Annotated in this window: 12 protein-coding genes and 1 pseudogene; 5 read left to right on the top strand and 8 right to left on the bottom strand. The window is 73.3% G+C overall.

The features are described 5' to 3' along the window. From ACFWTC_RS05775 to ACFWTC_RS05750, 6 genes and pseudogenes are all read right to left on the bottom strand, one after another. A pseudogene (locus ACFWTC_RS05775) lies at positions 1-331 on the bottom strand (hypothetical protein); the annotation flags it as partial. 343 nt (positions 332-674) lie between these two features. Then, positions 675-878 carry a cold-shock protein gene (locus ACFWTC_RS05770; RefSeq protein WP_014047008.1) on the bottom strand — a complete coding sequence of 68 codons (204 nt, stop codon included), beginning with the start codon at positions 876-878 and terminating at the stop codon, positions 675-677. 304 nt (positions 879-1,182) lie between these two features. Next, positions 1,183-1,377, bottom strand: coding sequence for a hypothetical protein (locus ACFWTC_RS05765; RefSeq protein ID WP_383917079.1), 195 nt, complete (start codon positions 1,375-1,377; stop codon positions 1,183-1,185). 23 nt (positions 1,378-1,400) lie between these two features. Continuing rightward, the gene (locus ACFWTC_RS05760) at positions 1,401-1,700 is read right to left on the bottom strand and encodes a hypothetical protein (RefSeq protein WP_384030596.1); all 300 of its coding nucleotides are present in this window, start codon (positions 1,698-1,700) and stop codon (positions 1,401-1,403) included. 444 nt (positions 1,701-2,144) lie between these two features. Then, entirely contained in the window at positions 2,145-2,963 is an 819-nt protein-coding gene (locus ACFWTC_RS05755; RefSeq protein ID WP_384030598.1) for an amidohydrolase family protein, read from the bottom strand. Beyond that, the gene (locus tag ACFWTC_RS05750; RefSeq protein WP_383917084.1) at positions 2,960-3,610 is read right to left on the bottom strand and encodes an isochorismatase family protein; all 651 of its coding nucleotides are present in this window, start codon (positions 3,608-3,610) and stop codon (positions 2,960-2,962) included. Before ACFWTC_RS05750 ends, ACFWTC_RS05755 begins: the two co-directional genes overlap by 4 nt. Before the next feature lie 639 nt (positions 3,611-4,249). Between ACFWTC_RS05750 and ACFWTC_RS05745 the strand changes: the two genes are divergently transcribed. Beyond that, on the top strand, positions 4,250-5,071 hold the full coding sequence (locus tag ACFWTC_RS05745; RefSeq protein WP_383917086.1) for an alpha/beta fold hydrolase: 822 nt from the start codon (positions 4,250-4,252) through the stop codon (positions 5,069-5,071). A gap of 157 nt (positions 5,072-5,228) precedes the next feature. Here the strand turns inward: ACFWTC_RS05745 and ACFWTC_RS05740 are convergent, their stop codons facing one another. Both ACFWTC_RS05740 and ACFWTC_RS05735 read right to left on the bottom strand, forming a co-directional pair. After that, positions 5,229-5,504, bottom strand: coding sequence for a hypothetical protein (locus ACFWTC_RS05740; protein WP_383917089.1), 276 nt, complete (start codon positions 5,502-5,504; stop codon positions 5,229-5,231). A gap of 109 nt (positions 5,505-5,613) precedes the next feature. Beyond that, on the bottom strand, positions 5,614-6,951 hold the full coding sequence (locus tag ACFWTC_RS05735; RefSeq protein WP_383933196.1) for a phytase: 1,338 nt from the start codon (positions 6,949-6,951) through the stop codon (positions 5,614-5,616). A 319-nt stretch (positions 6,952-7,270) separates the two neighbouring features. Here ACFWTC_RS05735 and ACFWTC_RS05730 point away from each other — a divergent pair, with 319 nt between their 5' ends. The 4 genes from ACFWTC_RS05730 to ACFWTC_RS05715 all read left to right on the top strand — a co-directional run bounded on the left by ACFWTC_RS05730 (position 7,271) and on the right by ACFWTC_RS05715 (position 10,717). Next, a complete protein-coding gene (locus ACFWTC_RS05730) occupies positions 7,271-8,383 on the top strand; it encodes a saccharopine dehydrogenase (RefSeq protein WP_384026097.1) in 1,113 nt (370 codons plus the stop codon). Then, entirely contained in the window at positions 8,380-8,991 is a 612-nt protein-coding gene (locus ACFWTC_RS05725; RefSeq protein WP_383933200.1) for a TetR/AcrR family transcriptional regulator, read from the top strand. The genes ACFWTC_RS05730 and ACFWTC_RS05725 overlap by 4 nt, the downstream gene beginning before the upstream one ends. Positions 8,992-9,317: 326 nt before the next feature. Continuing rightward, positions 9,318-9,944 carry a TetR/AcrR family transcriptional regulator gene (locus ACFWTC_RS05720; protein ID WP_384026100.1) on the top strand — a complete coding sequence of 209 codons (627 nt, stop codon included), beginning with the start codon at positions 9,318-9,320 and terminating at the stop codon, positions 9,942-9,944. Further along, on the top strand, positions 9,941-10,717 hold the full coding sequence (locus tag ACFWTC_RS05715) for an LmeA family phospholipid-binding protein (protein ID WP_384026103.1): 777 nt from the start codon (positions 9,941-9,943) through the stop codon (positions 10,715-10,717). The genes ACFWTC_RS05720 and ACFWTC_RS05715 overlap by 4 nt, the downstream gene beginning before the upstream one ends. Positions 10,718-10,720: the final 3 nt, after the last annotated feature.

The raw sequence follows: 10,720 nt of genomic DNA, 5'->3' as shown, positions 1-10,720 counted from the left end.
TGTCGAGGTCGGCGAACGCCTCGGCGGCCGGCAGCGCGGGAGTGATCGTCTTGGGGAGCGCGAACTCGCCCTGCGGCCCCGACGAGCGGCGGCCGCCGTACCCGGAACCACCCGAGCGGCCGGAGGAACCCGAACGGGACGGCACGGAGGACCCGAAACGGCTCCCGCGACCCGAACCGCCGGACCCGCCGGAGCTCCCGGAGTTGCCGGAGCCGTACGAGCCGCCGGACGAGCCGCCGTACGAGCCGCCGGACGAGCCGCCGGACGAGCCGGCGGAACCGCCACTGCGGCCTCGGGAAGAACGGTCATTCGTGCGAATGGTGCGGTTCATGCAGAACCTTCCTCGATGCGGCACGTATCGAGGAATCCCGAAGGGAGATTCGCGAGAACGAGCCGAATGAATACGAAAGCGAAAGCGGATCCGTCCGGCGGCAATGGCCGTGGACCGGATCGGGCGTTGAAATCAGTGGCGCACCGCGGACGTGAAATCCGCGGCGCCGACTGCGGGAGGCTCTGACGGATGTGAAATCCGGAGCCCGGGTCGGGCGGACCGTACGACGGGACACCCCGAACGGGTCGGGTCGTGCCGCCCGGGGGAAATCTGCGCCCGAGAACGCAACGAGCTGGGGCCCGCACCCCAAGGTGCGGGCCCCAGCTGCGTATACGCGTCAGCGTCAGGCGGGAACGATGTTCTCGGCCGTCGGGCCCTTCTGGCCCTGCGCGATGTCGAAGTTCACCTTCTGGCCTTCCTGAAGCTCACGGAAGCCCTGGGCGGCGATGTTCGAGTAGTGGGCGAAGACGTCAGCGCCGCCGCCGTCCTGCTCGATGAAGCCGAAACCCTTTTCGGCGTTGAACCACTTCACGGTGCCAGATGCCATGTCAATTCTCCTTTGGGGCAGTACCCGGAAACCACACCGTGCGGTCTCCGTGTCGCCGCGATGATTGCCCCACCCGGAAAAATGACCGGAAATACAGAAGTGCTCCCACCGGCGCAGAACACCGGTGAGGGCACTTGAAGTTTTTGGGAACCACAACTGCAACTGAGATCGACAGTAGCACGATGGGATGGTGCGTGCACGGTGAATCATTCTGCTCGGCCTGCTGTGGAAGAAATACTCATGGCGCGTCGTGCCCATATCTCACTCCACGGCAACAGATATTGATAAGCCCGGAACGCAGCGTTCAGAGGGTTCGCCGTACGCCCGCCGCGCGCTCCAGGTGGCGCAGCTGGACGGTGAGATCGCCCTCCACGGCCGCGTGCGCCGGGCCGCTGCGGCCGATCGGGAGCACCTCCTCGCTGCGCATGTCCTCCGGCATCAGCGCGAACGCGGCGTAGCCCGCGATCAGCGCGACCAGCAGGCCCAGCACGCCGGACACGTGCCCCAGCCACGGGATGCCGGTCAGCCCGGAGGCCGCCCCCGCGGCCCACCGGGGCAGCGAGGCGACGAGGACGCACCACAGGGCCCGTTTTTGGGCCGGGTGACGGCAGTCATGAGGGCGCCGAATCCCAGAAGGGCCAGGTTGAGCACGGCGAGGACGCAGGGGCCGCCGGCCGCCCCGGTGCCCAGTACGAGGGCGTAGGCCAGCCAGCTGCCGGCGAACACGCACATCAGCGTGGCCGCGATCACGTCCCGCGCGCCGAAGACCAGCACGTCGACCAGCAGCTGCAGCACGAAGGCCGGCAGGACGGCCAGGGCCACCGCGCGGTGGCCGGTCTCCCCGAAGACCCCCCAGCCGGAGGCGGCCGGTCATGACCGAGGCGATCACGAGGGCGAAGCCGAGCGGCATGGGCGACGCCACGGGGCGCAGGGTGATGCGGGTCATCGAGCGGAGGTCCGGCTCGAAGCGGCGCCCCTCCACGGGGGCCGGGCCGTGGCCGGCTCCGCCGGTTGCGGGGGCGGGGTGCTGCATGCGTACCTCCGAGGGTGGTCGGAGACCGTCGGTGCTGCGGTGCGGGGCGGCGGCCGGCCGGGGGGAGCCGGCGCCGCCCCGCACCTGTCGGTGCCCGCGGGGAGCGGGGGTCGGGCGGGGCGCCGTCAGAGGACGAAGCAGGGGTCGAACACCCGGGGGCCGGTCCTCGGGCGCGAACCCCCGGGCGACGCGCCACTGGCGGTGCTGCTCGGACTCCGCGACGGCCTCCGCCATCAGGTCGGCCTGCCGGGCGCCCGTGACGCTGGGCCGGATGGTCGCCTGGTAGCCGCCGAAGTGGGCCACCGGGCTCCATGCGGGCGACACCGCCGGCACCGCCTCGTCGAGGCCCTCTTCGGCGGTGGCGTACACGATCCGGCCGCCGGCCACGGTGAGGACTGCCTCGATGTGCGGGATGTCGTCCTCGACCGCGGTGAAGTAGTCCTCGGACAACTCAGCGGGGTCGCCGTAGAAGCCCTCCTTGAGGATTCCCTTGACCCCTTCCTCGCCCGTGAAGGCCGCGCCAGCGGGTGTACAGCTCCAGGGCCTTCTCGGCCGCCGAGGGCGGCGATCCGGTCGAGGCTCTCGTCCGAGACGGTCTCCGCGTGGTCGAACAGCCAGCGGTTGCCCGCGGGGAAGAGCCCGTCGGCGGCCAGGTACTCGAAGACGGCCAGGTCGCGCCGGATGGTCTCGTCGTAGGTGGCGTGGAGGCGGAAGCCCCAGCCGTTCTCTATGAGCAGCCGGACGGCGCGTCCGAACTCGGCCTCGTAGCCGCCGGCAAGTCCGGGCCGGGGCTCGGCGAAGTTCTCGAAGTCCGCGGCCGCCCAGGTCAGGTTCTCCCCGGCGCCGTTCAGCCGGAGCCACTCGTCGCCGTCCTGCGGGCGCACGGTCTCGGTCCAGCGGGTCAGGTCGGCGATCTCCTGCCCGGCGGTCTGGGGGAACAGGTGGTAGGCGATCCGCAGGGACAGCTCGCCGGAGCGCGCGAGGTCGGTGACGGTGGCGTAGTTGTCGGGGAAGTTCCGGAAGCCGCCGGCGTCGTCTACGGCGGAGGTCAGGCGAAGGGGTTGAGCTCGCGCAGGAAGTGGCGGGTGGAGGTGCGCTTGTCCGCCTCGTCGAGCACCGGCCGGGGGTGCGCCGGTGGAGGACCAGCCGGGTCGACAGTCCGCTCACCAGGCCCGTGGCGACCGCCGCAGGCGCCCACCACAGGGGGTACGGGGCGAGGCCGGCGGCGGCGTCGAGGGACCAGCGGCCGGGGCCGGTGGCCGCGAGCGCGGCGGCCGTGACGACGAGGAACAGCGGGTACTCGTACCCGTCGTTCTGCACCCACAGGCCGTGGCGCCACGTACACCTCGTAGCCCTGGGCCAGCAGCGCCGAGAGCGCCGGCAGGACGAGGCAGACCTCGGTCCACAGGCCGGAGAGGATGATCTTCTTGCGGCCTGTCGCCTTGACGGCCGCGACCGGGGCCTCGTCCTCCCATGCGTTCATCGAGGTGCGGTCGACGGGCGTCTGTCCGGGGAAGACGTCGGCGAGCTGGGGAAGGATCGGGCCGGAGAACGAGGCGGCGGCCACCGTGGTGAGCACGGCCGGGACGTCGAACGCCCGGGCGGCCTTGGCCAGGCCGATCGGGGCGTTGATGATCCCCGCGCGGTCCGCGCTCGCCACGCCGAAGAACATCTGCGGCTGGTGGTCGACGAACACCATGACGGAGTCGTCGGGGGTCAGCAGGTCCCCGCTCGGTGCGGCCTGGCCCGGTTGATGTCGAACACGGCAGTCCTCTGCGGAAGGAAAAGGGGTGGGAGGGAATTCCGGCGCGGGCCGTGAGCTCCGCCGCCGGACGGAATCGACGCTAGGGCCGCGGTGGCCTCGCTTCTTTCCCGCCCGCGCCCGGCGCTAGCCCCAGAACGCACGGCGCCGTCTCCCGGCCGACGCGCGGCCCCGCCGTGCCGTCTGAGGCAAATGCCCGTGCACGCAGGGGCACGGAGGAGCCGGCCGCGCCGCCTGGGGTCGGCCCAGGACGCGGCGACGAACCCGCTCTGCCGCCCCGGCGGGGAGCCCCTCGGGGCCCTCGCGGGAAAGGCGGTCCGAATGAGACGGCCTAGCTGTATTGCCCCGGACGGCCGCACGGCACCGGACGGGATCCTGATGCCCAGCCCGCCGGCCACCCGCGCGGACCAGGGGAAGCACCGGTACGGGTACACGCGACGGGGGGTTCGCCGAGTTGCCCGGCCCGGGACGCGAGCCGACCATCGAACGCGGCCGACTGGAGGCTGCCGGCAGTGCCCCGGCGTTCGTGCGCCGCCCCGTCCGACCACCGCCCCGACACGACCTGAGGACGTTCCCATGACCACCTTCACCACCAGCGACGGCACCGGCCTCTTCTACAAGGACTGGGGCAGCGGCCGGCCCGTCGTCTTCAGCCACGGCTGGCCGCTCAACGCCGACGCCTGGGACGGGCAGCTCCGCCTGGTCGCCGAGAACGGCTTCCGCGCCGTCGCCCACGACCGGCGCGGGCACGGCCGCTCCGCGCAGCCCTGGCAGGGCAACGACATGAACACGTACGCCGACGACCTGGCCGAGCTGATCGAGCACCTTGACCTCCGCGACGCGGTCCTCGTGGGCCACTCGACCGGCGGGGGCGAGGTCGCCCGGTACATCGGACGGCACGGGACCGGGCGCGTCGCCAAGGTCGTGCTGCTCGGCGCGGTGCCGCCGCTGATGCTGCGGACGGATGCCAACCCGGACGGCCTGCCCCTGGAGGTGTTCGACGGCATCCGCGAGGGAGTGCGCCTGGACCGCTCGGAGTTCTACCGGACGCTGAGCGAGCCCTTCTACGGTGCGAACCGGCCCGGCTCGAACGTGTCGCAGGGCGCGCGCGACGCCTTCTGGCTGATGGGCATGCAGGCCGGGCTCAAGGCCGCGTACGACTGCGTCGCCCAGTTCTCGGCGACCGATTTCACCGAGGACCTGGGGCGCATCGACGTCCCGACCCTCATCGCCCATGGCGATGACGACCAGATCGTGCCGATCGGCGCGGCCGCGCACAAGTCCGCCACCCTGGTCAAGGACTCCGTCCTCAAGGTCTATCCCGGCGCGCCGCACGGCCTGACGGGTGACTTCGAGCAGGCCTTCAACGCCGACCTGCTCGACTTCATCCGGGCCTGAGCCCGTAAGCGCCCTCCGGCAGGGGCGCGGGCGGCGGTGACGACGGCGGCCGGAACCCGATGGAGTACGCATCGGATTCCGGCCGTCGGTTTCTTGCCCTCCGTTTCACGGACACGTTCCACGAGCCCGTTCAGCGAGCCCGTTCAGCGAGCCCGTTTCACGACCGCTGGGGCATGACCTCTTCCCTGCCGTCCATCTCCAGGGTGCAGCGGGGAGTGCTCGCCGTGTGGGGCAAGTGGACCCGTACGCGCAGGGGAGTCGGAGGGTCGGTGGCCAGTTCGGCGTCCAGGATCCAGCTGCCCGTGCGCGCCGCGCGGCGGTCGAGTTCCTTGCCGTCGACGAGCAGCTCGATGACATGCGGGTGGTCGCCGTGCACGGTGACGGTCACCGAGTGACCCTCCCGGTCGGCACTGAACTGGTGGTGCCTGGCCATGGTCGTCTCCCGTCCGGCGAGTCCCGTCCCCTCCCAGTCTCCGTCCGTCGGGCCGCCCGCGCCGGGCGGGCGGCCCGACGACCGGCTGAACGGGGGAACCGGGCCGGTACTACAGACGCGCGGCGCGCGCGAGGGCGCCCAGGTCGACGAACTTGAAGTTCGTGTCGGTACGCACCTCTCCGCCGGGTCCGGAGGCCGCGGGGGTGTTGGCGCCGTCCTGGACGACCAGCAGGCCCCGGGGGAACTTCGTCCCCAGCGGTGCGCTGGTGACGGCGGCGCCGTCGCTCTCCTCGGAGCCGTCGGGCGTTCCCGGCTTCGTGCCCGCGGCGACGCGGAAACTGCGGACGAACGCGTTGCCGCGGTCGCGGTCGAAGGCGGCGAAGGTGTTGTCCCCCTGGCTGGACGCGAGCAGGTAGCCGCCGCGCCCGGGGTGGCGCGGGTCGCGCCAGATGGTGAGTCCTTCCACGTCGGCGGTGATGTGCCGACCGCCGAAGCCGGGGTCGGCGCCCGCGCCGCACTCCTCGGTGTCAGGATTCCAGGTGCCGGGGACCCCGTAGGAGCGGACCTTCTCGATCAGCCGGGCCGGGGAGCGCAGGTCGGCGTCGAGCTTCCAGATGCCGACGTCCTCCTGGCCCGCGTACAGGTCGCCGGTGTCGGGGTCGACGACCATGCCCTCGACCTGGGGGAGCTCGCCGGGTTCGTCGCAGGGTGACCACCGCGTGCCGTCGGGCAGGGCGAAGGCGGAGGGCAGCGTGACGGTGCGGACCGTGCGGTAGCCGACCGTGCCGCGGGAGGTCGGCGTGAGCTCGGCGAGCGCGAGGGCGGTGGCGCCCCGTCGGCTGGCGACGGCGAAGGACCGGCCCGTACGGCGGTCGGTGTATGCGGCGAGGCCGTAGGCGGTGCGCTGCTCGTTGACCTCGTCCTGGCCGGTGGAGAACACGTGCGGGGCGGCCGTCGCGTCCGTCACGTCGACCAGGGGGCCGGCGGGCCGTCCGGGGTCGATGCGGTAGACGCGCAGTTGGTCGCGGCCCCGGTCTGAGACGACGGCCACGTCGTGGCGGCCGTCGGGGAAGCGGAGGCCGGTGATCAGGTCGACGTTGTTGAAGCGCCCGGGCTTGTCGCCCTCCCGCGGCGGTGGCGGCGCGGGCAGGGACTGCACCTCGCGCCCGTCTAGGTCGTACACGCGCAGGCCGCCCTCCTTGGCGGTGGCGATCACCAGGCTGCGGTCGGGGTCGTGCGCGTTGCGCCAGATCGCCGGGTCGTCCGCGTTCGCGTTGCCGCCCTCCTCGTCGTCGAAGAGGGAGGGGGTCTCGACGGCGGGGGACACCTCGGGCATCGACAGTGCGGCACCGTGGTCCGTACGGGCGTACGCCGGACCGGCGATCACGGTGAGGGCCGCGACCACCGCCACGGCGGTGATCGTCTTCCTGCCCGGGGTCACGCTCATGTTGCCTCCTGCTCGGGGGACGGACTCAGGGGCCGGCCGCGCGCGTCGGGACGGGAACGCGGCCGCACCTCCAAGGATCGCAACCACCCTGGGCTACCTGCGGGTAGCCACCACGAAGCGGGCATGACGCGAGCATGACCACGGGATGAACCGCACCCCTGCCACCCGCGGAGGCGCGGATGCGCAGATGCGCGAACGCGCGGCGGAAGCGCGGCGGGAAATACCAGCCGTTACTCGAACCGCCCGCGTCGCCCGTGCCGTCCACGTCGCCCGTACCGCTCGCGACATTTTCTAGGTCGAGTGACCTATAGTCTCCCCCATGGAAAACGATCAGCTGGTGCACGACCCCGCCGGACCGGTGCTCCTCGTCGGCGGGTACGGAACGGTGGGCGCGGAACTGGCCCGCATGGCGGCCGGGCAGTGGCCCCTCCTGCTCACGGGCCGCTCGCCCGCCGGGGCCGGGGACCTGTGCCGCGAACTCGGCGCCGAAGCGCGGCGCTGGGACCTCTCCGACCCGGAGCCGTTCCACGCCGCGGTGCGGGCCGTGGTGGGCGTCGTCAACGATCCGGACGACCGGGTCCTGAGGGCCGCCCTCGCCGGCGGGGTGCCGTACGTGGACGTGACGCGCTGGACGTCCCGTGTGCAGCGGGCAGCCACGCTGGCCTCGGTCGGCCGGCCCGACGCGGGTCCCGCCGCGCCGGTGCTGCTCTCCTCGGGCTGGATGGGGGGCGTGGTGCCGCTGGTCGCCGCCGCGCTCGCGGAGCGCCTCGGCGGGGCCGACAGCGTGGAGACCTCCGTCCGCTACGACCTGGCCGACCGCGCCGGAGCCGACTCGGTGGAGTTCATGGACCGCCTCGGCGTCGACTTCGAGGTGCGCGAAGGCGGACTCTCCCGGAGCGTCACCCCGCTCAGCGGCGCGCGGACGCTGACCATCGGGGACCACCGCACCAAGGTGGCCCGGATCGACACGCCCGAGCAGTTCACCCTGCCGCTGACACTCGGCGCCCGTACCGTGACGACCCGCATCGGCTTCAGCAGCGCCGCCGCCACGTCCACCCTGGTCGGCCTGGGCCGCATCGGCTTCTTCCGGCGCGCCCGCGGCGAGCGGTGGCGTCCGGTCCGGCGGCGCCTGCTCTACGCCCCCGGGGACGGCGGCACCGCCGCCCTGCGCATCGACGTCGAGGGGCGGCTGGGAGCCCTGCGGGCGACCGTCACCGATCCGCACGGCCAGGCCCGGCTCACCGCCGTCGGAGCCCTGCTCGGCCTGCGCCGGGTCCTCGGCGCCGACGGCGCGCCGGCCCGGACCGGCCTCGCCTTCCCCGAGTCCCACCCGCTGCCGCGCACCCTGCTGCCCGCGCTGGAGGCAGCGGGCGTACGGGTCGAGGTCACCGCGCGCGAGACCGCCGGGCCCGTCGCGGGGGCCGCCGCGTGAGCACGGCGAAGGGGTCCGCCCGCCGCGCCGCCCTCCTCGACGCCGCCGAGCGCACGCTCGTCGGCGGCGGCCACGGCGCACTGTCCCTGCGCGCCGTGGCCGAGGCCGCCGGGGTGCGCCTCGGCCACCTCCAGTACTACTTCCCCACGCGCGACGGCCTCCTCGACGCGGTCCTCGACCGCCTCCTGAGCCGCTCCCTGGAACGCCTCGCGGACGTCGCCCCGGGCCTCGGCGGGGGCGGGGAACAAGCCGCGGAGCCGGTCCCGCTGCAGCGGGTGATCGCCCTGCTCCTCGCCGAGCAGAACGACCCCGACCTGGTACGGGTCTTCGTCGAGCTGTGGGCCCTGGCCGCGCGGGACGAGGCGGTCGCCGCGGCGGTCCGGACCTTCTACGGGCGCTACGCGGACCTGGTGGCCGAGCAGGTCCGGCTGCACCTGCCCGGCCTGCCGGAGCAGGAACGGCGCGCACGGGCGGAGGCGTTCATCGCCCTGCTCGAAGGCAGCGCGCTGATGCGCTCGGGCATCGCGGGGAACGCGTCGCCCGCGACGGACTCCCTGATCGCGCAGACGGCGTACGCCCTCCTGTCGGGGCCGGGGCTCACACCGTGAAATGCGGCAGGACGCGGTCGAGCCGCCGCGGCGGCCACCAGTTGGCGCGGCCCGTCAGGAACACGGCCGCGGGCACCGTGACGAGGCGCACGACGGTCGCGTCGATGACGACGCTGACGGCCAGACCGTGCCCTTGGTGCCACCGGTGAGGTGGGCGGTGGCCCCCTCGGAGCTCTCGGGCGGGAGCGGGGACGCGGCTCGGGACGCGGGCGGGGCAGGGGACACGGCGACTCCCATGACGTGGCAGGGCCGTCAAGAGACACAAGGTGACAAGTGGCAGCACTGCCAATTGACATGTCTGCCGCATATGGGTGAGGGTGTACGGCATGGCACCCGATAACGCCCTGCCCGGCCTGCGGGAACGCAAGAAGGAGCAGACCCGGCGCACCCTGCGTGCGTGCGCCGCCGCTCTCTTCGCCGAGCGCGGTTTCGTGGGCACCACGGTCACCGACATCGCGGCGGCGGCGAACGTGTCGGAGCGCACGTTCTTCCGCTACTTCGAGAGCAAGGAGTCCCTCCTGCTGCCGGACAGCGCGGAGCTGTTCGCCTTCGTCGAGACGGCGCTGACCGCGCGGCCGCTGGACGAGGACCCCCTGGAAGCGGTGTGCCAGGCCCTGACGGAGGCCGCGGTCCCGTTCGCGCAGAGCACCCTGACGGGACTGACCCACTCGCTGGCGGGCACCGAGAGTCAGGGGCTGATCAGGACCCGGCTGACCCAGGCGTTCGCGGAGTTCGAGGACCGGCTGAGCCTCCTGGTGCTGCGACGGCTCCCCGACGACATGCCCGACGCCGACCTGTACGCCATGGTGGTCGCGTGCTCCGCGCTCTCGGCGGCCCGCGCCGTGCTGCGCACCCAGCGGGCCCGCCGCGAGGCCGGCACCGCCGCAGACGCGGCCCCGCTCCTGCCCAAGGCCTTCGCCATCCTCGCCCGGAACGGAACTCCCTCACTGTGACGCCCCGCCGCAAGACGTTGGTCATCACCGCCGCCTGCCTCGCCGCGGCGGCGGTCGCCGCCACCGCCACCGACCTCGTGGTCCGCGGCCGGGTAGAGGAGCGCGTCGTGTCGGCCGCGAGCTGCCGCCTCCACGCGACGGGTGCGGTCACCGCGGAACTGGACAGCGCCTTCGCCGGGCTGAGGGCCCTGACCGGCAGCGTCGGCACCGTACGCGTCAAGGTGCAGGGGGTCCGGCGGCAGGGCACCGACGTGGACGTCGAGGCCGTCCTGAAGGACGTGACCCGCGACGGCGCCGGCGCGGGCGGCACCGCCGAGGCCACCGTCCCCTACAGCGGACTGCAGGACCGTCTCGGCGGCGAAGCCGGTGGCGCGGCCGCCGGGATGACGGTGGGCTCGGACGGGCAGAACCTCGTCCTCTCCGGGTCCGCCGGTGACCTGGGCCTGCCCGTCACCGTGAAGACGACGCTGTCGACCACGGCCGACAGCCTGACCGTCACGCCCGCCACCATCGGGGTGTTCGGCCGGGACATACCCGTGGACCGGGTGTCCTCCCTGCCGGCCGCCTCCGCCTTCGCCGACCGGCTCGCGCCCCGCACCGTCCGCCTGGACGACCTCCCGGCGGGTGCCGCGCTCACCGGGGCGCGTGCCGGCGGCTCCGGCCTCGTCCTCTCCTTCGCGCTGACCGGCGAGGCGCTGGGAGGGTCCGGCCCGACGGGGGGCTCCGGCGGCGGCGGAGCTGCCGGGGGCGGCTGCACCAGCCGTACCGCATAGGGC

Source organism: Streptomyces sp. NPDC058619 (genome assembly GCF_042717785.1).
Taxonomy (GTDB): Bacteria; Actinomycetota; Actinomycetes; order Streptomycetales; family Streptomycetaceae; genus Streptomyces.
The sequence above is the reverse complement of the archived record's forward strand: the minus strand, read 5'-3'. Positions and strand labels throughout refer to the sequence as shown.